This window comes from Dickeya ananatis, assembly GCF_019464615.1.
GTDB classification, from domain to species: domain Bacteria; phylum Pseudomonadota; class Gammaproteobacteria; order Enterobacterales; family Enterobacteriaceae; genus Dickeya; species Dickeya oryzae.
The window spans coordinates 2,167,914-2,189,509 of record NZ_CP040816.1 but is presented as its reverse complement, the minus strand read 5'-3'; the positions used below and the strand labels follow the sequence as shown (position 1 = coordinate 2,189,509).

The 21,596-nt window shown below is 54.0% G+C and carries 19 protein-coding genes; 6 read left to right on the top strand and 13 right to left on the bottom strand.

Annotated features, from left to right (window positions below; all coding sequences use genetic code 11):
* Positions 1–156: 156 nt before the first annotated feature.
* The 4 genes from artM to artP are packed head-to-tail and all read right to left on the bottom strand — an operon-like array spanning position 157 to position 3,037.
* A complete protein-coding gene (gene artM / locus FGI04_RS09640) occupies positions 157–828 on the bottom strand; it encodes an arginine ABC transporter permease ArtM (protein ID WP_210175797.1) in 672 nt (223 codons plus the stop codon).
* Entirely contained in the window at positions 828–1,544 is a 717-nt protein-coding gene (gene artQ / locus FGI04_RS09635) for an arginine ABC transporter permease ArtQ (RefSeq protein ID WP_016943735.1), read from the bottom strand. The genes artM and artQ overlap by 1 nt, the downstream gene beginning before the upstream one ends.
* 15 nt (positions 1,545–1,559) lie before the next feature.
* A complete protein-coding gene (gene artJ / locus FGI04_RS09630; protein ID WP_023639856.1) occupies positions 1,560–2,291 on the bottom strand; it encodes an arginine ABC transporter substrate-binding protein in 732 nt (243 codons plus the stop codon).
* 17 nt (positions 2,292–2,308) lie between these two features.
* Entirely contained in the window at positions 2,309–3,037 is a 729-nt protein-coding gene (gene artP, locus FGI04_RS09625) for an arginine ABC transporter ATP-binding protein ArtP (RefSeq protein WP_342700667.1), read from the bottom strand.
* A 350-nt stretch (positions 3,038–3,387) separates the two neighbouring features.
* On the opposite strand from artP, the gene FGI04_RS09620 reads away from it, so the two are divergent.
* Complete coding sequence (locus tag FGI04_RS09620; protein WP_407274761.1) at positions 3,388–3,714, top strand: heavy metal-binding domain-containing protein; 327 nt, start codon at positions 3,388–3,390, stop codon at positions 3,712–3,714.
* Positions 3,711–4,583, top strand: a complete 873-nt coding sequence (locus tag FGI04_RS09615) for an N-acetylmuramoyl-L-alanine amidase (RefSeq protein ID WP_407336645.1) — start codon at positions 3,711–3,713, stop codon at positions 4,581–4,583. The genes FGI04_RS09620 and FGI04_RS09615 overlap by 4 nt, the downstream gene beginning before the upstream one ends.
* 104 nt (positions 4,584–4,687) lie before the next feature.
* Here the strand turns inward: FGI04_RS09615 and FGI04_RS09610 are convergent, their stop codons facing one another.
* The 3 genes from FGI04_RS09610 to hcp all read right to left on the bottom strand — a co-directional run bounded on the left by FGI04_RS09610 (position 4,688) and on the right by hcp (position 9,269).
* Positions 4,688–6,157 (bottom strand): DUF2867 domain-containing protein, encoded by a 1,470-nt coding sequence (locus tag FGI04_RS09610; RefSeq protein WP_407336644.1) that lies wholly within the window; start codon positions 6,155–6,157, stop codon positions 4,688–4,690.
* Positions 6,158–6,546: 389 nt separating this feature from the next.
* The gene (gene hcr / locus FGI04_RS09605) at positions 6,547–7,554 is read right to left on the bottom strand and encodes an NADH oxidoreductase (protein WP_407336643.1); all 1,008 of its coding nucleotides are present in this window, start codon (positions 7,552–7,554) and stop codon (positions 6,547–6,549) included.
* 62 nt (positions 7,555–7,616) lie between these two features.
* Positions 7,617–9,269 carry a hydroxylamine reductase gene (gene hcp, locus FGI04_RS09600; protein WP_407336642.1) on the bottom strand — a complete coding sequence of 551 codons (1,653 nt, stop codon included), beginning with the start codon at positions 9,267–9,269 and terminating at the stop codon, positions 7,617–7,619.
* 251 nt (positions 9,270–9,520) lie between these two features.
* On the opposite strand from hcp, the gene FGI04_RS09595 reads away from it, so the two are divergent.
* Complete coding sequence (locus FGI04_RS09595; RefSeq protein ID WP_407336641.1) at positions 9,521–11,182, top strand: ATP-dependent endonuclease; 1,662 nt, start codon at positions 9,521–9,523, stop codon at positions 11,180–11,182.
* Positions 11,183–11,297: 115 nt separating this feature from the next.
* Here the strand turns inward: FGI04_RS09595 and cspD are convergent, their stop codons facing one another.
* Positions 11,298–11,519 carry a cold shock-like protein CspD gene (cspD, locus tag FGI04_RS09590; protein WP_038914074.1) on the bottom strand — a complete coding sequence of 74 codons (222 nt, stop codon included), beginning with the start codon at positions 11,517–11,519 and terminating at the stop codon, positions 11,298–11,300.
* A 321-nt stretch (positions 11,520–11,840) separates the two neighbouring features.
* Here cspD and clpS point away from each other — a divergent pair, with 321 nt between their 5' ends.
* Both clpS and clpA read left to right on the top strand, forming a co-directional pair.
* Complete coding sequence (gene clpS / locus FGI04_RS09585; RefSeq protein WP_012884971.1) at positions 11,841–12,161, top strand: ATP-dependent Clp protease adapter ClpS; 321 nt, start codon at positions 11,841–11,843, stop codon at positions 12,159–12,161.
* 28 nt (positions 12,162–12,189) lie between these two features.
* Entirely contained in the window at positions 12,190–14,466 is a 2,277-nt protein-coding gene (clpA, locus tag FGI04_RS09580; RefSeq protein ID WP_248587712.1) for an ATP-dependent Clp protease ATP-binding subunit ClpA, read from the top strand.
* 274 nt (positions 14,467–14,740) lie between these two features.
* Here the strand turns inward: clpA and infA are convergent, their stop codons facing one another.
* From infA to trxB, 5 genes are all read right to left on the bottom strand, one after another.
* Complete coding sequence (gene infA / locus FGI04_RS09575; RefSeq protein ID WP_002211347.1) at positions 14,741–14,959, bottom strand: translation initiation factor IF-1; 219 nt, start codon at positions 14,957–14,959, stop codon at positions 14,741–14,743.
* A 91-nt stretch (positions 14,960–15,050) separates the two neighbouring features.
* Positions 15,051–15,779, bottom strand: coding sequence for a leucyl/phenylalanyl-tRNA--protein transferase (gene aat, locus FGI04_RS09570; protein WP_407336640.1), 729 nt, complete (start codon positions 15,777–15,779; stop codon positions 15,051–15,053).
* Between the two features lie 12 nt (positions 15,780–15,791).
* A complete protein-coding gene (gene cydC, locus FGI04_RS09565; protein ID WP_407337405.1) occupies positions 15,792–17,513 on the bottom strand; it encodes a heme ABC transporter ATP-binding protein/permease CydC in 1,722 nt (573 codons plus the stop codon).
* Between the two features lie 19 nt (positions 17,514–17,532).
* Complete coding sequence (gene cydD, locus FGI04_RS09560) at positions 17,533–19,299, bottom strand: heme ABC transporter permease/ATP-binding protein CydD (RefSeq protein WP_407336639.1); 1,767 nt, start codon at positions 19,297–19,299, stop codon at positions 17,533–17,535.
* 234 nt (positions 19,300–19,533) lie between these two features.
* The gene (trxB, locus tag FGI04_RS09555; RefSeq protein WP_102801669.1) at positions 19,534–20,490 is read right to left on the bottom strand and encodes a thioredoxin-disulfide reductase; all 957 of its coding nucleotides are present in this window, start codon (positions 20,488–20,490) and stop codon (positions 19,534–19,536) included.
* A 501-nt stretch (positions 20,491–20,991) separates the two neighbouring features.
* Here trxB and lrp point away from each other — a divergent pair.
* Positions 20,992–21,486, top strand: a complete 495-nt coding sequence (lrp, locus tag FGI04_RS09550; protein WP_010277211.1) for a leucine-responsive transcriptional regulator Lrp — start codon at positions 20,992–20,994, stop codon at positions 21,484–21,486.
* The last annotated feature ends 110 nt before the right edge of the window (positions 21,487–21,596 follow it).

Sequence of the window (21,596 nt, the reverse complement as noted above, 5' to 3'; positions counted from 1 at the left end):
TGTTACTGGCTTGGATGCCACAATTAGGGACTAATCTGAGTAAAAATAAAGCATAATTTACATTGGTTTTTTCCCGGCAGGGATATTCTTTGTGCATAAAAAAATGCCAGCGTAAACGCTGGCGTAATCAGTCATTGCGTTAATTTATCTGATGATTCAGATGTTGCGTTGTTCAAACCGCAATGCGCGTCGTTCGATCAGACGCATCAATAGCGTCAGCAGGCCATTGACGCACAGATAGACGATGCCTGCCGCGCCAAACACCAATACATCGTAAGTGCGACCATACAGCAACTGGCCGTAACCCATCACTTCCATCAGGGTAATGGTGTAAGCCAGCGATGTCCCCTTGAATACCAACACCACTTCGTTGGAATACGAGGAGAGCGCGCGTTTAAACGCAAACGGCAGCAGGATACGCAACGTCTGGCGCTGATTCATCCCCAGCGCGGCACAAGACTGCCATTGGCCGGATGGAATCGCCCGCACGGCACCATAAAACAGCTGTGTGGTATACGCGGCGCTGTTCAACGCCAGCGCACTGACCGCACACAACCACGGCTGCGATAACAGATTCCATAGCCAGTCTATATGGCGAATCGACTCAAACTGACCCGGACCGTAATAAATCAGGAATATCTGCACCAGCAACGGGGTACCGGTAAACAAGGTGATATAGCCTTTAGCCAGAACGGACAGTACCGGGGTTTTTAGCGTCAGAATCACTGTCAGCACTAGCGAGAGCACTAATGCTAGCAGTAACGACGCCAGCGTCAGCATCAGACTGGTGTGCAACCCTTTAAGCAATTCGGGAATGTAACCCAGCATCAGGACGGCCTCCGTTCAAAGCGTGTGGCGCGTGTTTCAATTTTCTTCAGGATCACCTGACTTAACAGCGTAATCGCCAGATAGATAGCGGCTGCAATCATGTACCAGGTAAAGGGTTCCTGCGTGCGGGTGGCGATACTTTTGGTTTGCAGCATCAGGTCATTCACGCTGATAAGTGAAACCAGCGCGGTGTCTTTGAGCAGCACCAGCCACTGGTTGCCTAATCCAGGCAGGGCATGACGCCACATCTGTGGCATGATCAGACGGCGGAAAATCACGCCTTTGCTCATGCCCAGAGCCTGACCAGACTCCCATTGCCCTTGTGGCACCGCTTTCAGCGCGCCACGCAGCGTTTGCGATGCATAGGCGGCATACAGCAGCGACAAGGCAATGACACCACACAGAAACGGGCTGACTTCAAAGTTATCTATCGCCAGTTTAACGGGGATCTGTACCACACCGAGATTGAGCGTAAAGCCATCTGACAGCATCAGCATCAATTGCGATGAGCCAAAATAGATAAACAGCACCACCAGGATTTCTGGCAAACCGCGCAGTAACGTGACGACGGCGGTGCCGCAGGCGCTGATCACTTTCCAGCGCGCGGTTTCCCACAGGGCAAACAGCATTGCCAGCAGTAGCCCCAGCACCAGAGCGCAAACGGCAAGGCCGACGGTCATCCCGGCGGCGCTTGCTAGAGGTTGAAATTCAATCATTGATTTTCTATCGGATTACTGCTGGAACCATTTCTTGTAGATGGTCTGGTAGGTGCCATCCTGCTTGATGTTGTTCAGCGCATCGTTGAATTTTTTCACCAGTTCATCATTGTTCTGGCGAACCGCAATACCCAAACCGATGCCGAAGTAGTCTTTATCGGTCACTTTAGTGCCGACAGATGCCAGGTTCGGGTTCTCTTTCAACCACTCATTCACGACGGCGGTGTCGCCAAAGACGGCATCCAGACGGCCATTTTTCAGGTCCAGTACGGCATTCTGGTAGCTGTCATACGGCACAACGGTGATGTCTTTGTGTTTATCCAGCAGGTATTTCTGGTGTGTGGTGCCATTCTGCACGCCGACGCGTTTGCCTTTGAGCGCGGCGATGTCAGCCAGCTTGTCTTTCTGGGCGATGAACAGCGCTGAGTTCTCATAGTACGGCTGTGTAAATGACACCTGCTGCTGGCGTTCCGGGGTGATGTCCATACCGGCGATGACCGCATCGTAGCGACGGAATTTCAAGCCCGGGATCAGGCTATCGAATGCCTGATTGCTGAAAGTACAAGTAGCCTGAATCTGTTTACACAGTGCGTTAGCAAGATCGATATCAAAACCGACGATCTGGTTGCTGGCGTCTACCGACTCAAACGGAGGGTAGGAGGCTTCCGTGGCAAAACGAATGGTCTCAGCTGCGCCAGCGGAAAGACTTAAGCCGCCGAGCAGGGCGGCAACGAGCAGTTTCTTCATGTTATTATCCTTATCTATCAGTGAGATAAATAGCCAGCAAACTCGGGTGTTTGTGGTTGGGAAAAGTGTGAGGCGTCGCCATGTTCCACAATGCGGCCATTTTCCATATACACCACGCGGCTGGCGGTTTTACGTGCAAAATCGACTTCGTGGGTGACGATGACCTGAGTAATACCAGTTTCGCTCAATTCTTTAATGATACTCACCACCTGAGCGGTGATTTCCGGGTCGAGGGCCGCGGTCGGTTCATCAAACAAGAGTACCTGCGGTTCCATCATCAACGCGCGGGCAATGGCAACGCGTTGCTGCTGACCACCCGAAAGGTGGAGCGGGTAGCGGTCGGCAAAGTCGCTCAGTCGCAGGCGGCTCAACAATTTTTCCGCCCGGGTATGTGCTTCCTGACGGTTGAGGCCCAGTACGCGGCAGGGGGCTTCGACCAGATTTTGCTGCACAGTGAGGTGCGGCCACAAATTATATTGCTGGAACACCATACCGACATTGCGGCGCAGCTCACGGATCGCGCTCTCACCGGGTGTCTGGCTAAAATCAAACGTTGTACCGCTGATGCTCAGGGTGCCGGAGCGGGGCGTTTCCAACAGGTTCAGTACCCGTAATAATGAACTTTTACCAGCACCACTGGGGCCGAGCAATACCAGCGTTTCGCCGGATGGACAATCAAGGGTGACATCGAACAGCGCTTGATGTGCGCCATAGAAACAGTTAATGCTGTTTAGTTGAATACTCATGCGCAAGAATTGAATAGACATTGATGCCGCAAATGGTAGCCTCGGCAGAATAGTTATGCAATCGCCACGGGTTAAAATTTGCGAATACACGACTTATTGTCGCTATTTTAGCACAAAATCTCGCTTTGCCGCGATGGCGGTGGATTTGTCAAGGCAATCGCCGTACTGTGGCACACAATCTTCAACTATAACGTTACCCGGTTTTGGCGCAGTTCGTTGTTAAAACAGGCGATTGATGACTTCTGTGTTGTAAAATGCACTGTTAATGGCAGAAATTGCTATAAAAGCGTAAGAAGACTGTGAAAAACACGAGTGGTCAGGCAAATGAACATCGGATGCGAGGAGGCATGATGCTGTTATCGACAACACCCACGCTGGAAGGACGGGTTATTGAAACCTATTGCGGTGTGGTGACGGGAGAAGCCATTCTTGGTGCCAACATCTTTCGGGATTTCTTTGCCGGTATTCGAGACATTGTCGGTGGTCGTTCCGGTGCCTATGAAAAAGAGTTATGCCATGCCCGGCAAATCGCATTTCGTGAAATGCAGCAGCAAGCCGAGGAGTTGGGGGCGAATGCTATCGTCGGTATCGATATCGATTATGAAACCGTGGGGAAAAACGGCAGCATGTTGATGGTTTCCGTCAGCGGCACGGCGGTTGTGGTTCGTGGTTCATGACAAGGAAGGCGATTCGGTTGGTGTGGCGAAGCGCAGTACTGATTACCGTGATAGTGCTGGCAGGCTGTCAGACGCATAAACGGTATGTCGATGAAGGTGATTACCAGATAGATCTGTCGTCGACGGCGGTCAGTCGTGGTGAACGAGTGCGTTTTCTGGTGTTGCACTACACGGCTGAAGACCTGGATTCGTCGCTGGAGACGCTCACGGCTGAGCAAGTCAGCGCACATTATCTGGTTCCCGCTTATCCGCCGCAGGTAAACGGTAAACCTGTGGCGTGGAAACTGGTACCAGAATCACAGGCTGCCTGGCATGCGGGTGCCAGTTACTGGCGTGGCTACAGTCAGTTGAACGCGACGTCCGTTGGTATCGAGCAGGAAAACCCCGGCTGGCGTCAGACGGCGTCTGGTACGCATTGGTGGCAACCCTACACACCGCAGCAAATTGCGCTGGTCACCCATCTGGCGCGTGACATCATCGCACGCCATCACATTGCCCCGCAGGATGTGGTGGGGCACAGCGATATAGCGCCCCAGCGTAAGGTTGACCCGGGCCCGTTGTTCCCCTGGCGGCAACTGGCAGAGTCGGGGATCGGTGCCTGGCCGGACGCAGCACGGGTGCGTTTCTATCTGGGCGACAGAGAGAAAACGATGCCGGTCGACAGAACCGTGTTGCTCACAAAACTGGCGTGTTATGGCTATGAAGTCAAAGAAGGGATGACCGAACGTCAGCAGAGACGGGTCGTGGCGGCATTCCAGATGCATTTCCGGCAGCAGCGCTACGACGGTGAGGCTGATGCGGAAACCGAAGCGATTGCGGATGCCCTGCTGGAAAAATACGGTGCGACGTCGTGTAAGGGCGCGTCATGAGGTTTTTCCTGCTTATCGTCTGTGACGCGAACGGTATGGGACTGCACCGCACAGTGTGAAACCTGCCTTGTTACCCAAGGCAGGTGTGCTGTAAAGGTTGATGATTAATCGCGATGAGAAAAGCGATGGATATCCCGTTGTTCCGCTTCCTGCGCCAGCGCCGCGATACGGCGTGCCATGCCACGGAATATGAATAAATGTGCGGGCATCATCAGGAACCAATAGCCTAGCCCGCTGCAACCTGCCGGATGCCACCAGGCCCGAACATCCAGCACCCGGTAGGTGCCACGCTCGTCAATAGAAAACGCCAGTCGTCCAAGCCCAGGGGCTTTCATTCCAAATAACAGCACCAACTGGCGCAATGGTTTCAGCCGGATGACTTTCCAGCCGTTGATAAGGTCGCCTTCCATCAATTCCGACCGTTCCGGGCGGCTATAAACCACCTGATTGCCGCACAAATCATCCATTCTGGCCCGAATTGTCCACAACGGATTGGCGTAAAAATAACCGTGTTTCCCACCGACTTGCTGCACGATGTTCCACAGTGCCTGACTACTGGCGTTGGTCTTATGGCTGTAACCGGCTTGTTTCGGGTAGAAGGCGTAATCAGGGCGCCAGCGCGCCTGTACATCCGAGTCAAACGCCCAGTCAGGGTGCTGCGCGGCGGCTTTCTCATCATCCAGTGTGGCCCGCACCGCGTCGTCAAAGGTCAATAACCGCTGCGAAATCAGACGCCGCAGTTTGCTATCGTCCATTGGCAAGTCATGCCGCAGACCTTGCACCAGCGCCCGGGCGGTAGAACTGGACACCGAGGTTATCAGGTTGAGAAACCAGGTGGAGATCAACGCGGTCGGTACGGGAACCGGAAGCAGCAGGCGGCGTTTACCGGTAAGGCGAATAAATCGTTCGAATAGGGTTTGATAGCTGAGGTATTCCGGTCCGGCGGCATCGAAAATGCGATGCTGTTCGGCGGGGTGAAGCCTTATTTCTGCCAGATAGGTGAGCAGGTTTTCCAGCGCGATCGGTGAGGATTTCGAGCGCACCCAGCGTGGTGGCGTCAGCACCGGTAAATTGTTGACCATATCACGCATGATTTCGAATGCAGCGGAGCCCGGACCGACGATGATCCCCGCACGCAGTTCGGTGACCGGGATGCCGCTACTGCGCAGAATATCACCGGTCAGTTTACGTGCCTGCATATGAATAGATGGGTGCCTGTCGGTCTGTGCTGACCCCAGATAGATAATCTGGCGGATTCGGCTGGTGCGGAGTACCTGACGCAGGTTTTGCGCCGACTGGTATTCCCGCTCCAGAAAATCGGCACCGTCGCCCATGCTGTGCGCCAGATAATAGAGCGTATCGGCCTGCCATAGCCCCTCAGGCAGCGTATGGGGCTTCATTAAATCGATGTATTCACAGCGCACACCAGGAAGGTTTAGCGCTGCCAGTGAGTCGATATGACGTGAGGCGGCGATCAGCGGTTGACCTTGTTGACTCAGTCGTGTGAGGAGGTGTCGGCCGATATAGCCACTGGCGCCAAGGATAAGTATCGGGGCGGGTTTGACGGTCATCATGTGTTTTTGCTCCTGCCACAACAACGCAACTTAAAACGTCAGCGGTGTCCCTGTCGATGTTTACGTCCGCCATGCAGACCCTACGAAATAATAGGCCATACAAGCTAACCGGCCATAAGAAACAATAAATTATGTGAAAATAAATTATGTGAAAATGGATTATTTAAAAACAGACTATGCCAATGTAGCGTAAAAAAACAGTCAGCGTACGGCATGCTCTGGCGTGTAGGCATGCTATAGCGCGGTGATTGCGCCACGCATCAAGCGTGATACCGCCTAATATAGCGGGAAGCTGAAAGGGGAAAAACCCCGCCTTAACGGTTTTGTAACGAAAATGCGGGGTAGGTCCAGAGGCTGATGAGAGCCGTAGGTGGGGAGGGTAAGGGAAATCAGGCTAGCTCAACATCTCCTTGCAACTGGCAACTGCAGGCCAACACATAGCCGTTTTCAATTTCTTCTGGCGTCAACGTCATGGTGCTGGTGGTGGTGTAGTGACCGCTGAGAATTCGCGTCTTACAGCTACCGCAGACGCCCGCACGACAGGCGGCATTCACCGGTAACTGGTGACTTTCCAATGCCGCCAGCAGGCTGATGCCGACCGAAACTTTCACTTGCTGTAATGAATGGCGAATCGTCATCGTGAGTTGTTCGCTGTCATCATCCACCGCCATATCCGGGGCGCCGAACTGCTCTTTAAAAATACGATCGCGTGGCACACCGGCCTGTAAACAGAACGTTTCTACCTGCTGCATATACGGCTGAGGACCACAGGTCATCACGGTACGGCGGGTGATATCAGGTACCTGTTGCAGCAGGACTGATTCAGTCAGTCGCCCGCTGAGGAAACCGGCTTTTGCCTGTTGCTCTGCCATCAGCGTGAGGTGCAGTTGCTGCGGGTAATGCTGACAGAGCGTTTGCCACTCCGAAGCAAAAATCACGTGTTGCGGGTCGCGGACGTTGAAGATGACCTGAATGTCGGTGTGTGGGCGATTCGCCAGCAGCCAGCGGGTCATCGACATAATCGGCGTGACACCACAGCCAGCAGCCAGCATCAGGTAACGGTCACTGACAGCATGGGTGCAGGTGAACTCGCCTTGGGCGTCGGAGATCCATAAATAATCACCGGGTTTTACCTGCTCTGTCAGCCAGCGTGAGCCAACGCCGTTTTCCAGCCGCCGTACGGTGAACGTGATAAAGGGACTGACTCCCGGTGATGAAGACAAGGTATAGGCACGCAGCGTTTCGCTACTATTGGCGATACTGACCAGTGCGTACTGGCCGGGCTGCCAGGGATAAAAATCATGGCTAATCAGCGAAATCGTCCAGACATCCGGCGTTTCCTGATGAAGAGAGTGCACCTGCATGCGGTTAGGGCATTGCGGGGTAGGCATAGTCATGGGGTGTCTCCATAACAGGCCTTCCGCCGGGTTGCAGCGGAAGGCGAAGGTCAACAAACAGGTCAGGCGGTGAGGATATCGTTCAGGTCTTGCTCAACGGTCGTGATAGAGCGCATACCGAATTTCTCGTTCAGGATGGCCAGCAGTGACGGTGTCAGGAAGCCCGGTGCGGTAGGGCCGGTGTAGATATTTTTCACACCCAGCGCCAGCAGCGTCAGCAGGATGACAATCGCTTTCTGTTCGAACCATGACAGCACCAGACTCAGTGGCAAATCGTTGACACCGCAACCCAGTTTTTCCGCCAGATTGACCGCCAGCATGATAGCGGAGTAGGCGTCGTTACACTGACCGACATCCAGCAGACGCGGCAAGCCTTCCAGTGTACCGAAATCCAGCTTGTTGAAGCGGTATTTACCGCACGCCAGCGTCATGATCAGGCAGTCTTGCGGTACGCTACGGGCGAAATCGGTGTAGTAGCTACGTTCGGTACGGCTGCCGTCGCAACCACCAACCAAAAAGACATGGCGCAGTTTTTTGCTGGCGACCAAATCAATCACGGTATCTGCCGCATTCAGCAGTGTTTGACGGCCAAAACCGACGGTAATCAGGTGTTCAATTTCACTGTATGGGAAGCCCGGCAGTTGCTGTGCCTGTGCGATGACGGCGCTGAAGTCATCCCCTTCGAGGTGTTGAGCGCCCGGCCAGCCGACGATACTACGGGTCCAGATACGGTCGGTATACTGGCCTACGTTAGGGTCGATGATGCAGTTGGAGGTCATCAGGATCGGGCCGGGGAATTTGGCGAATTCGGTTTGCTGGTTCTGCCAGCCGCTGCCGTAATTACCAACCAGATGGGAGAATTTTTTCAATTCCGGGTAACCGTGCGCTGGCAGCATTTCACCGTGGGTATAAATATTGATACCGGTCCCTTCGGTTTGTTCCAGCAGCATGCGCAGGTCTTTCAGGTCGTGGCCGGAGATCAGGATGGCTTTGCCTGCCACCGGACGGACGTTAACCTGAGTCGGTTGCGGATGGCCGTAGGCGGAGGTTTCCCCCTGATCCAGAATCGCCATCACGTTGAAGTTCATTTTGCCGATAGCCATTGCATTGCCGAGCAGCGTATCGACATCGGTAGGCGCGGTGCCAAGCCAGACCATAAACGCATGGTAGTCGGCGTATAAAGCGTCATCATGCTGCCCCAGTACGTGGGCGTGTTCCATGTAGGCCGCCGCACCTTTCAGGCCATACAGACACAGCATGCGCAGCCCGTGGATATCGTCGCCAATCGCGGCTTTATCTTTGTTCAGCGCGAACTCGGCAGACTGTTGTAACAGGGGCGGGATGTCGTCGCCCGCCAGTTGCAGTTCCGCCATCGGGTGGTCGACGGTAACACTGGCGTCTTTCAGACGGCAACGGGTTGCCAAACTTTCGCGCAGGCTAATGGCTTCGCGGGCATAACCGATGATGCGCGGCGAGTCAAAGTTTACATTGGTCAGAGTAGAGAAGAAGGCGCGAGGAGCAAAGCTGTCGATGTCGTGATCGATAATGCCCAGCGCGCGTGCCTGCAACGCCCAGGCCGATAATCCCTGGAGAACAGCGACCAGCAGGTCTTGCAGGTCAGAGGTTTCGGCGGTTTTACCGCACATGCCTTGCGCGTAGGCGCAGCCGTTGCTGGCCGGGGTTCGGATGGTCTGTTCACATTGCACACAATACATGATGGCTTCCTTTATTAAAGTTGCATTTGTAATGCCTGTTATGAGGATAGAACGGTTGCAGGTGTCTAAAAAGGCTTTTTATATGCAATTTAAGGTGAACTTGATTTAGCGCAATTTTCACGTGTGGATGAAAATCACTCGCATCTGTGGGGCATTTTTATGCGTCGCGAGGCAGATCCGAGGCATAGGGCTTGACCCTGTTGTACTTTTATCGTCATGCTCATCAGGAAAGCACAGCACTGGAGGCACGGATGTATCTGGAAAGAGTCGAGATTGTTGGATTCCGGGGCATTAACCGACTGTCGCTAACACTGGATGAGAATACGGTTCTGATTGGTGAAAACGCTTGGGGAAAGTCCAGCCTGTTGGATGCGCTTTCGCTGTTGCTGACACCGTCGCCGCCGCTTTATCACTTCGATCTGCAGGATTTTCATTTTACACCCGGCGATGAAACCAGCCGGGAACGTCACCTGCAGGTGATCTTTACGTTTTGTGAGTCTGCTCCGGGTCACCACCTGGCTCCCCGTTACCGCTCGCTGTCACCGGTCTGGATTAAAGGTGAAGGACGATTGCACCGTATTTTTTATCGTCTGGAAGGGGAAATGGATGAAAGTCAGGCGATTTTTACCTGGCGTAGCTTTCTGGACGCCAATGGACAGGCGCTGGTGCTGGAGAATATCGACTGGCTGGCCAGCGAGATAGTTCGGTTGCATCCGGTATTGCGGCTGCGCGACGCACGTTTTATCCGCCGCTTTCGCACCGGTACATTGATGCCACAAGTCGATGATAATGAGCTGCTATCACGCCAGTTCGAAACACTGGTGCGAGAATTGGCGCAGAATCCCAATCGGCTGACGAATCAAGAGTTGCGTCAGGGGTTGGTGGCGATGCGCCAACTGGTGGAGCACTATTTTTCTGAGCAGGGTGCTGACCCGAACGACAGGCGTCACCATCGTCATGCGCGAGCCGGTAATGGCCGTGCCTGGCGCTCGCTGGATAACATCAACCGCATGATTTCCGGCTCTCACAATCGCAGCCGCCGCATTATTCTGCTGGAGCTGTTTTCTACGTTGTTGCAGGCCAAAGGTTCCGCCGTGTTAGACCCGCACGCCAGACCCTTGTTGTTGATAGAAGACCCGGAAACCCGCTTACATCCGATCATGCTGTCGGTAGCGTGGGGGCTGCTGACGCAATTGCCATTACAGAAAATCACCACCACGAATTCCGGCGAGCTGCTGTCACTGGTTCCGGTAGAGCAGGTGTGCCGTCTGGTACGCGAGTCGGCGAAGGTGGCGACCTATCGCATTGGGCGGCAGGGCATGACGCAGGAAGACAGCCGCCGCATCACCTTCCACATTCGGTTTAATCGCCCAACGTCGCTGTTTGCACGCTGTTGGTTGCTGGTAGAAGGCGAAACCGAGGTCTGGATGCTCAGTGAACTGGCGCGCCAGTGCGGGCACCATTTTGAAGCGGAAGGGGTGCGCGTTATCGAATTTGCGCAGGCAGGGCTAAAACCGTTATTGAAATTCGCCTACCGCATGGGGATCGAATGGCATGTGTTGGTGGATGGTGATGACGCCGGGAAAAAATACGCGGCTACCGTTCGCAGCCTGTTGCAGGCGCAAGGGGAATCAGAGCGCGACCACCTGACGATGTTGCCCGCGCTGGATATGGAACATTTCATGTATCGCAATGGGTTTAGTCAGGTCTATCACCGGGTGGCGCAATTACCGGAACCGGTGCCGTTGTCAGCGGCTAAAATTATTACCAAGGCAATCCATCGGACGTCGAAGCCGGATCTGGCGATTGAGGTAGCGATCGAGGCTGCAACGCTTGGGGAATCGGCAATCCCGTCGCTGATTCGCAGCATGTTTTCACGGGTGTTATGGCTGGCGCGCGGGCGGGCGGATTAAGAACCTATCCGTAGTAGGCTAAGAATACCGGCCGCCCGACGGCGGCCGGTATTGGAGTCGTTTGACCTGGTCACAGGAATTAAAGGAGAAAGACCGGAAAGCGTAAGGTGAGCATTCAGGCGACCGTTTCACCGGCGATCGGTACGATCAGACTGGCGTGATTTCCTTTCGGTCCCTGGTGCACGGTAAATTGCACGACCTGACCTGCTTTTAGCGTCCTGTAGCCGTCCATCTGAATGGTTGAATAGTGGGCGAAAATATCTTCACCACCGCTTTCGGGGCAAATAAAGCCAAAGCCTTTGGCGTTATTGAACCATTTAACAGTACCTGTCTCCATGCATCTTCATCCTTCGCTAGAGTGTTCTCTAAGGTGAGGTTATTGGGTTAAGGCAAACCGAATTGATTAAAACAGCATCAATCCAACTCTACACTCTATTGAAATCGCCTTTGCCGTCAAGCGTCCGGCTCGGACACTTTGCAGCAGGTTTGTGAAAATTTGATGCAGGTAACGCTATCGACTGGTTTTATTGCCGTTAATATCAGGAAGGGAGTTTGTGGGGCCAGAGCGATTTTGAGCGGGCGGTGATACAATAAAAATCAGGTATGCTGCTGTAATGACAGCCAGCGATTAAGTATCAGAACTGATTTTGGGTAGAAGATGGGAAATCATAGCACTGGGCCACAGACCGACGACCTGACTAAAGAGCATTATACTGAAGCCTTGCAACCGCCATCGATGTATAAAGTGATACTTAACAATGACGATTACACGCCGATGGAATTTGTTATTGACGTTCTGCAAAAGTTCTTTTCTTATGATATTGAACGTGCAACGCAACTGATGCTTACGGTTCACTATCAGGGTAAGGCTATCTGCGGTGTGTATAGCGCCGAAGTGGCTGAAACCAAGGTCGCGCAAGTGAACCGTTATGCCAGGGAGAACGAGCATCCGTTGCTCTGTACGCTGGAAAAAGCCTGAATAGGGCAATTTATTGGGGGAGGTGCCTATGCTCAATCAAGAACTGGAACTCAGTCTCAACATGGCTTTCGCCAGAGCGCGTGAGCACCGGCATGAGTTTATGACCGTGGAGCATCTGTTGCTGGCGTTGCTCAGTAACCCCTCCGCACGAGAGGCCCTGGAGGCCTGTACTGTCGATCTGGCGGTTCTGCGTCAGGAACTGGAAACCTTTATCGAACAAACCACGCCCACGCTGCCACAAAACGATGAAGAGCGTGATACACAACCCACACTGAGCTTTCAGCGCGTGCTGCAACGTGCTGTGTTCCACGTGCAGTCGTCGGGGCGCAGTGAGGTGTCGGGTGCCAACGTTCTGGTCGCCATCTTCAGTGAGCAGGAGTCACAGGCCGCCTATCTGCTGCGTAAACACGACGTCAGCCGGTTGGATGTAGTGAATTTCATTTCCCATGGTACGCGCAAAGAAGAGTCCGGCCCGGCTGCAAATCCGGAGAATCCGGTTAACGAAGAACAGGCTGGCGGGGAGGAGCGTATGGAAAACTTCACTACAAATCTCAACCAGCTTGCCCGAGTGGGTGGCATCGACCCGTTGATTGGCCGTGACAGCGAGTTGGAGCGCACCATTCAGGTATTGTGCCGCCGTCGCAAAAACAACCCCTTGTTGGTCGGTGAATCCGGTGTGGGGAAAACCGCCATCGCTGAGGGGCTGGCCTGGCGTATTGTGCAGGGCGACGTACCGGAGGTGATGGCCGGGTGCACGATCTACTCGCTGGATATCGGTTCCTTACTGGCCGGTACCAAATACCGTGGTGACTTTGAGAAGCGCTTTAAATCGCTGCTCAAGCAACTGGAGCAGGATCAGAGCAGCATTCTGTTTATCGATGAAATCCATACGATTATCGGGGCTGGTGCGGCGTCCGGTGGTCAGGTGGATGCGGCTAATTTGATTAAACCGCTGCTGTCTAGCGGCAAGATTCGCGTGGTAGGCTCCACCACTTATCAGGAATTCAGCAATATCTTTGAAAAGGATCGTGCGCTGGCCCGCCGCTTCCAGAAAATCGATATCACTGAGCCGAGTGTGGAAGAAACGGTACAGATCATTAACGGTCTGAAGACGAAATACGAAGCGCACCATGATGTGCGGTATACCGCTAAAGCGATTCGCGCCGCAGTAGAACTGGCGGTGAAATACATCAATGATCGTCATTTGCCGGATAAGGCCATCGACGTTATCGATGAAGCAGGTGCGCGTTGCCGTCTGTTACCAGCCAGCAAACGCAAGAAAACCGTCAATGTGGCGGATATTGAATCGGTGGTTGCCCGTATCGCTCGTATTCCGGAGAAAACGGTCTCCGCCAGTGATCGTGATGTGCTGCGTAGTCTGAGTGACCGCCTGAAAATGCTGGTCTTTGGACAGGATAAAGCTATCGAAGCGCTGACCGAAGCCATCAAGATGAGCCGTGCAGGGCTGGGTCATGAGCGTAAACCTGTCGGGTCGTTCCTGTTCGCCGGGCCTACGGGGGTGGGGAAAACCGAAGTCACGGTGCAACTGGCAAAAGCGCTGGATATCGAGTTGTTACGCTTCGATATGTCGGAGTACATGGAACGCCATACAGTCAGTCGCTTGATTGGTGCCCCTCCGGGTTATGTCGGTTACGATCAGGGCGGTTTGCTGACCGACGCGGTCATCAAGCACCCGCATTCGGTATTGTTGCTTGATGAAATCGAGAAGGCGCACCCGGATGTATTCAACCTGCTGTTGCAGGTGATGGATAACGGGACGCTGACGGATAACAATGGTCGCAAAGCGGATTTCCGTAATGTTATCGTCGTGATGACCACTAACGCCGGAGTGCGTGAAACCCAGCGTAAGTCGATTGGCCTCATCCAGCAGGATAACAGTAGCGATGCGATGGAAGAGATCAAGAAGGTCTTTACGCCGGAATTCCGCAACCGTCTTGATGGCATCATCTGGTTCAACCATCTGTCGGCAGAGGTGATCCAGCAGGTTGTCGACAAGTTCATCGTCGAACTGCAGGCACAGCTGGATGCCAAAGGCGTGTCGTTGGAAGTCAGTGAAGAAGCACGCAACTGGCTGGCAGAGAAAGGCTACGACAAAGCGATGGGTGCCCGACCGATGGCGCGCGTCATTCAGGAAAACCTCAAGAAACCGTTGGCGAATGAGTTACTGTTTGGCTCGTTGGTGGACGGCGGCTCAGTGAAGGTGGAACTGGATAACGCTGCCCAGCAACTGACTTACCGTTTCCTGAGCGCCCAGAAAAACAAGGCGGAAGGTGTGGTTCACTAGTGGGGTTAACGGAGTGTGTGGCGCTGAGGTAAGCACACTCCTCAAACCAAATAGGTTTCATACCCATCTACATCTCGAACGAAAATAGAAAGGGCATCGTCAGATGCCCTTTTTCATGACGGTATGACCGTCTTTGTGTGCCAACTGGCACCCGAATCGTTTGAATTAATAGGTGGGTAAGTAACGTGCCACCTTAAAATGCAAACGCCCTCGCCAGAGGCAAGGGCTGAAAGGTAAACATACCGGCCTATCGCTTCAGACGATAGTGCGGTTGTTAACGGCTACGGAAGACAATGCGGCCTTTGCTCAGGTCGTACGGGGTCAGTTCCACAGTCACTTTGTCACCCGTCAGGATGCGGATATAGTTTTTACGCATTTTACCGGAGATATGAGCGGTAACCACGTGCCCGTTTTCCAGCTCAACGCGGAACATGGTGTTGGGCAGCGTATCCAGCACGGTGCCTTGCATTTCAATATTGTCTTCTTTGGCCATCGAGTCCTCTAGGTGTAATTACCTTAGTTTTTAACCGGCAAGATAATGCCGAAAAACCCTCATTATGTAAAGGCGCGTGAGCAGCCACCGTTCATTTATCGCCCGCGGATGTCGCCCCGACAAGGGGGAAAGGCAGTGACTGCGGGTGCCAGCATCCGTCGCGTAAGACCTTATGTTGCAACTGTTGCAGCAAGTGCAGAAACTCGCGTCTGGGGATATCTGTCGCCCCCAGAGAGGCTGTGTGGTCGTTAAGTACCTGACAGTCAATCAATTGGCCGCCGTGATGCACAAAGTGCTGCAGAAACGTCGCCAGAGCGTATTTGGAGGCATTGTCCGCCCGGCTAAACATGGATTCGCCACAAAACAGCGCACCCTGAGCGATGCCGTATAACCCACCAACCAGGTGTTCGCCGTGCCAGACCTCAACCGAATGGGCCACACCTGCCGAATGCAACTGGCAATAGGTACGAATAATCTCTTCGCCAATCCAGGTACCTTCCTCACGTTCGCTGGCACAGGCGGAGATCACGGCCTCAAACGCTTGATTGAGTGTGACGCGATAATCGGCGCGGCGCATGAATTTTCGCATGCTACGACTGAGGTGGAATTGCGCCGGAAACAGTACCGCCCGTGGGTCAGGGCACCACCATAGAATGGGGTCGTCCTGAGAAAACCATGGGAAAATGCCTTGCCGATAGGCACGTAATACCCGCTCGGGCGACAAGTCGCCGCCGTAAGCCAGCAGACCGTTAGGGTCGCGCAGCGCCGTTTGCGGGTCGGGAAACTGCAGTGAGAATGGGGAGAGTTCACACAGTAACATGCTCACCTCAGCCTACAGGTGTTGATGAAATTGCCAGTAGCGCCCCTGCAACGCCATCAGGCTGTGATGTGACCCCTGTTCTACCAGTTTCCCGCCATCCATCACGAACAGCCTGTCCATGCTTTCCAACCCGTTGAGACGGTGGGTAATGACGATCAGGGTCTTACCAAGACAGTGTTGCCGCAACAATTGCAGTATACGCTGTTCGGTATCGGCATCGAGCCCTTCGGTAGGTTCATCCAGCAACACTAAAGGGGCCGGGTGGAGCAGGACTCGTGCTACGCCAATACGGCGTTGTTCGCCGCCGGAGAGCTGGCGTCCCCCTTCGCCCAGCCAGGCGTTCAGCCCCTGGTCATCCAGCAATTTTTCCAGCCCAACCTGAGTGAGCACGGCGCTGAGCTGCTCGTCGCTGGCAGACGGTGCCGCCAGACGCAGGTTTTCCCGCAATGTCGCACTGAAAATATGCACCCGCTGCGGTACTACGCTCATGGCATTGCGCAATGTCGATTCCGGCCATGCGGCAAGCGGCGTGTCATTCAGGCGAATTTCGCCAGTGTTGCAATCCCATGCACGGGTCAGTAACTGCAATAGGGTCGATTTACCACAGCCGGTGCGACCAAGCAAGGCGACATGCTCGCCCGGTGTCAGCGTGAGCGACACGCCGCTCAGTGCTGGTTGGCTTTGCTCCGGGTAGGTAAAACTCACGTTATCCACCGTAAGCTGAACCTGTTTTACCTGTTCAGGCCCCTGGGTGGGGAAAGTGACCGATGGGCGTAATGTCAGTAACTGATTGACCCGTGTGGCGGAGGCCACCACATGGCCGATGTGTTGAAATGCACCCGCCACAGGGGCCAGTGTTTCAAATGCGGCAAGGGCGGTAAACACAAATAGCGCGATGAGCGCTCCCGGCTGACTATCACCACCTACGCCGCCGGCAGCCAGCCATAACATCAGGGTGGCGGTCAGGCCGCTGGCAGCAATCAGGATAGCTTGCGACAGTGCACTGAGTCCGGCTTGTTGGCGTTGTCGTTCAAACCAGCGCAGTTCCAGTATTTCCAACTGCTGACGAAAATGTGTCAATGCGCCGAAGACAGCCAGTTCTGCCTGCCCCTGAATCCAGGTCGTCAGTTGCACCCGGTAATGCGCACGCAGCATAGTCAGATCAGCACCGACAGGTTGTCCGGCACGATAAAAAACCAACGGTAGCACTACCAGCAACGCCAGCATGATGGCTGCCAGCGTCAACGCCAGCGAAGTATCGAGAAAGCTGAGCCCATAGGCCAGCGCCACAATCACCACCAGCGCGCTGATCAGCGGTGAAATGACGCGCAGGTAGAGGTGGTCCAGTGTATCTACGTCCGCTACCAGCCGGTTGAGCAGTTCTGCCTGGCGAAAACGAATCAACCCACCCGGTGACAACGGCAGAATGCGGCTAAAGGTGAACACCCTAAGATGTAGCAAAACGCGGAAAGTCGCATCGTGGCTTACCAGTCGCTCAAAATAACGGCTGACGGTACGCAGGATGGCCGCGCCACGCACACCCGCAGCGGGCAGCATATAGTTGAATGTGGCTAATCCAGCCAGCCCAGCCAGCGCTGACGCGGCCAGAAACCAACCTGACAGTGTTAACAGACCAATACTGGCGAGCAACGTAAGAATTGCCAGTATGATGCCCAGTCCGAGCCGAAAAAAATGGCGGCGATACAACGCCAAAAAGGGTTTAAGTACCTGCATTACGCGAATTTTTTCCATCTTACAGTTCTCCCCGGCGTTGCATCAGTAGCGTGGCGAAGGGGCCGGCTACCTGACTCAGCGTGAGGTAATCACCCTGCTGGACTAACTGCCCGTTGACCATGACCCAGACGGCGTCGTAGTCCCGAATTTCGCTGAGTTGGTGTGTCACCAGCAGTGTAGTCTGCGAACGTGAGGCATCGTTTAGCGCGCTCATCACCCGTTGCTCACTGTGTGCATCCAGACTGGCGGAAGGTTCATCCAGCAGTAGCAATCGACATGGATGAAGCAGCGCACGTGCCAGCGCGACCCGCTGTGCCTGACCGACCGATAGTCGGGCGGCACCGTCGCCCAGTGGCGTGTCCAGACCTTGCGGTAACTGCGGCAAAAATTCGTGGACATAAGCGCGCTCAAGCGCCTGTTGCAGCGACGGCTCCGAGGCATCCGGTCGTCCCAGCAACACATTCTGACGTAAGGTCGATTCGGGCAAATGCGGATTTTGCCCCACCCAACTCAGGTGTTGTCGCCATGAAGTGGGCGATAGGGTGTGCAGTTCTTCACCATTGACGGTTAGTGAGCCGCGATATGGCAGGAAACCTAACAGTAGATTCAGCAGAGAGCTTTTCCCGGCACCACTCGGGCCGACTAGCGCGACGCGTTGACCGGCTTCCAGCCTGAAGCTCAGCGGTCCTGCCAGCGTCTTACCATCAGGCGACAAGATAATGAGTTCATCGGCGATGAGCGTGACAGGGGTATCGCTGTGAAAAAGGTGTGTACCGCTTCCGGTTTCTTCGCTGGCGGCCATCATAAAGCGGTGTAACGCTTCTGCGGCGCCAATCGCCTGTGCTTTGGCATGATAGAAGGTGCCAAGGTCGCGTAACGGTTGAAAGAATTCCGGTGCCAGAATCAGTACCAGGAAACCGGCAAACAAGGTGACTCCGGTACCGTAACTGCCGAAATGTAACTCGCCAAGGTAGGAAAAGCCAAAATAGACGGCGACTACCGCGATGGAGATGGAAGCGAAAAACTCCAGCACGCCGGAAGAGAGGAAGGCCATACGCAGCACTTCCATGGTCCGGCTGCGAAACTGCTCGGATGCCTGACGAATCTGTTCGATCTCTGCTTCGCCGCGATGGAACAGGCGCAGGGTGTCCAGACCGCGTAATCGATCAAGAAAGTTGCCGCTCAGTCTGGCCAGTGCCTGAAAATTGCGCCGGTTGGCGTCGGCTGCGCCCATACCAACCATCGCCATGAACAGCGGGATCAACGGTGCGGTTGTCAGCAGGATTAACCCTGCCGCCCAGTTCACTGGAAACACAACAATCAGTATCAGTACGGGAATGATCACGGCCAGATACATTTGCGGCAGGTAGCGAGCATAGTAATCATGCATGTCGTCGACCTGCTCCAGAATCAGCGTCGCCCAACTTCCCGCCGGTTTGCCTTGAATCCAGGCTGGCCCCAATTGCTGCAGGCGATCCAATACCTGCTGACGGATATGTTGGCGAATGGTTTGTCCGCAGCGAAAACCAACACGCTCACGTACCCAACTGACGAAGGCTCGTAATACGAAAGTGGCCGCCAGTAGCAGAAATGTCATCACTACGTGATCTCGCGGCGTATGGTCGATAATCAGGGCGTGCAGCAGTGATGCCAATAGCCATGCCTGCGCCATAATCAGCAGGCCGCTTACCATGCCCAGCAGGAGAGACAGTCGTAGCCAGCGATGTGCCAGGCGGCTTTGCTGTTTCAGCCAGTGGGTCAGTTCTCGTTGTCGGGTGTCTTTCATCAGGTGCCGATCGGTTCCAGTTGCTACATGAAAATAACGCTTATGTAGCCGTTACTTAACACAATCATGTGTGTAATGGCTGTTGTGGCGTCATGTTACCTCGGTGTTGGGGTTGTGCAAATGAAAAGCCGATGCCAGGGTAGGGGAGCGATCAATTTTTATCTCGGCGGCAGGCAATAAAAAACCCGGTCATGATCATGACCGGGTCTGGAAGGCGGGCAAGGCCAGTAATGATTACTTGGCGAGCGCGTCTAGATAGCGTTCAGCATCCAAAGCCGCCATACAGCCGGTACCGGCAGAGGTAATGGCCTGGCGATAAATATGGTCCATCACATCACCAGCGGCGAAGACACCGGGAATACTGGTTTGTGTGGCGTTACCGTGAATACCGGATTGCACCTTGATGTAGCCGTTTTCCAACGCCAACTGGTCGCCAAAAATGGCGGTATTCGGGCTGTGGCCGATAGCGATAAATACCCCGGCGACATCCAGCTGTTCGGTTGCTTCGCCAGTTGCTTCGCGCAGGCGCACACCGGTTACGCCCATATCGTCACCCAGCACTTCATCCAGCGTGCGATTGGTATGCAGAACGATATTGCCGCTGCTGACCTTGGCCATCAGGCGGTCGATCAGAATCTTTTCTGCACGAAAACTGTCGCGGCGGTGGATCAGATGCACTTCAGCGGCGATATTGGACAGATACAGCGCTTCTTCGACAGCGGTATTGCCACCGCCGACGACCGCCACTTTCTGGTTGCGATAGAAGAAACCGTCACAGGTAGCACAGGCGGATACGCCTTTGCCTTTGAAGGCATCTTCGGACGGCAGCCCCAGATAGCGGGCAGATGCACCGGTAGCGATGATCAAGGCATCACAGGTGTACTCGTCGCTGTCGCCAAACAGGCGGAACGGGCGAGTTTGTAGATCAACCCGCGTGATGTGATCAAACACGATTTCGGTATTGAACTTGACTGCATGGGCGTGCATACGCTCCATGAGCAACGGACCGGTGAGGTCATCCGCGTCACCAGGCCAGTTTTCCACTTCAGTGGTGGTCGTCAACTGACCGCCTTTTTCCATCCCGGTGATCAGCAGTGGACTTAGGTTTGCCCGCGCAGCATAGACCGCGGCGGTATAGCCTGCCGGGCCTGAACCCAGAATCAATAGTTTACGATGTTTGGCAGTGCTCATGAGTTCCTCATTTCACTCGAACGGACGATGTAGCCGATTGTAAGGAAATTACCTGCGTAAAAAAAGTGTGGAGAAATGTTGTTGGCTATTAGTTCAATCGTTACGAAATATCGGCAGGCGCGGGTAACGCGTCTGGTTGGTGGCAGGTGACGTATGAAAACGCTGCACTAATGGGGTGCAGAGGCTGAATCTGGCACTTTCTTCTGATTTTAATTGTTTTACTTTGACAATCGGCTGTGCTTTTGCGAAAACATCCTTGGAAGAGGAAATATTTTGTATGTGAATAGTTGAATGCTCCGGCTTTTATGCGTTTGGGTCTGAATCGGCGGCGTCGGCCCGGTTATCTATAATCGGTATCGCTATAACGTTTCCGTAAACGCGGTTGGAACAGAGCAGGACCACATTACAAAAGGCAGGGGTCTTCTTTAGGGGTGGCTCTGGTACATTGAAGTTGGTCAGAGACAGCGGTTTAACAGGGAAGGGTGAAGAGAGACAATAAGAATGGTAGACACGAAAAAGCGTCCGGGAAAAGATCTTGATCGTATCGATCGCAACATCCTGAACGAATTGCAAAAAGACGGGCGTATCTCAAATGTGGAACTTTCCAAACGGGTCGGGCTTTCGCCAACCCCGTGTCTGGAGCGCGTTCGGCGTCTGGAACGACAGGGTTTTATTAATGGCTATACCGCACTGCTGAATCCGCATTATCTCGATGCGTCGTTGTTGGTGTTCGTTGAAATCACCCTCAACCGTGGTGCGCCGGATGTATTTGAACAGTTCAATGCAGCCGTGCAAAAACTTGAGGAAATCCAGGAGTGTCATCTGGTTTCTGGGGATTTTGACTATTTGCTCAAAACCCGTGTACCGGATATGTCGGCATACCGTAAGTTGCTGGGAGAAACGCTGTTGCGTCTGCCGGGTGTGAACGATACCCGCACCTATGTGGTGATGGAAGAAGTGAAGCAAAGCAACCGGCTGGTCATCAAGACCCGCTGACGGCAAAGGTGCATAACCTGATAAATTCAGCTACACTCCTGTGAATCTGTACAGTATGGCGCCGGGGGATACTCGGCGCTTTATCATGAAACATTTACAGGGAACCTGGA

Bases quoted from the DNA above. Each gene is read 5' to 3' on its own strand.
- artM (WP_210175797.1), bottom strand. From the start codon at position 828: ATGCTGGGTTACATTCCCGAATTGCTTAAAGGGTTGCACACCAGTCTG.
- artQ (WP_016943735.1), bottom strand. From the start codon at position 1,544: ATGATTGAATTTCAACCTCTAGCAAGCGCCGCCGGGATGACCGTCGGC.
- artJ (WP_023639856.1), bottom strand. From the start codon at position 2,291: ATGAAGAAACTGCTCGTTGCCGCCCTGCTCGGCGGCTTAAGTCTTTCC.
- artP (WP_342700667.1), bottom strand. From the start codon at position 3,037: ATGAGTATTCAACTAAACAGCATTAACTGTTTCTATGGCGCACATCAA.
- FGI04_RS09620 (WP_407274761.1), top strand. From the start codon at position 3,388: ATGCTGTTATCGACAACACCCACGCTGGAAGGACGGGTTATTGAAACC.
- FGI04_RS09615 (WP_407336645.1), top strand. From the start codon at position 3,711: ATGACAAGGAAGGCGATTCGGTTGGTGTGGCGAAGCGCAGTACTGATT.
- FGI04_RS09610 (WP_407336644.1), bottom strand. From the start codon at position 6,157: ATGATGACCGTCAAACCCGCCCCGATACTTATCCTTGGCGCCAGTGGC.
- hcr (WP_407336643.1), bottom strand. From the start codon at position 7,554: ATGACTATGCCTACCCCGCAATGCCCTAACCGCATGCAGGTGCACTCT.
- hcp (WP_407336642.1), bottom strand. From the start codon at position 9,269: ATGTATTGTGTGCAATGTGAACAGACCATCCGAACCCCGGCCAGCAAC.
- FGI04_RS09595 (WP_407336641.1), top strand. From the start codon at position 9,521: ATGTATCTGGAAAGAGTCGAGATTGTTGGATTCCGGGGCATTAACCGA.
- cspD (WP_038914074.1), bottom strand. From the start codon at position 11,519: ATGGAGACAGGTACTGTTAAATGGTTCAATAACGCCAAAGGCTTTGGC.
- clpS (WP_012884971.1), top strand. From the start codon at position 11,841: ATGGGAAATCATAGCACTGGGCCACAGACCGACGACCTGACTAAAGAG.
- clpA (WP_248587712.1), top strand. From the start codon at position 12,190: ATGCTCAATCAAGAACTGGAACTCAGTCTCAACATGGCTTTCGCCAGA.
- infA (WP_002211347.1), bottom strand. From the start codon at position 14,959: ATGGCCAAAGAAGACAATATTGAAATGCAAGGCACCGTGCTGGATACG.
- aat (WP_407336640.1), bottom strand. From the start codon at position 15,779: ATGTTACTGTGTGAACTCTCCCCATTCTCACTGCAGTTTCCCGACCCG.
- cydC (WP_407337405.1), bottom strand. From the start codon at position 17,513: ATGCAGGTACTTAAACCCTTTTTGGCGTTGTATCGCCGCCATTTTTTT.
- cydD (WP_407336639.1), bottom strand. From the start codon at position 19,299: ATGAAAGACACCCGACAACGAGAACTGACCCACTGGCTGAAACAGCAA.
- trxB (WP_102801669.1), bottom strand. From the start codon at position 20,490: ATGAGCACTGCCAAACATCGTAAACTATTGATTCTGGGTTCAGGCCCG.
- lrp (WP_010277211.1), top strand. From the start codon at position 20,992: ATGGTAGACACGAAAAAGCGTCCGGGAAAAGATCTTGATCGTATCGAT.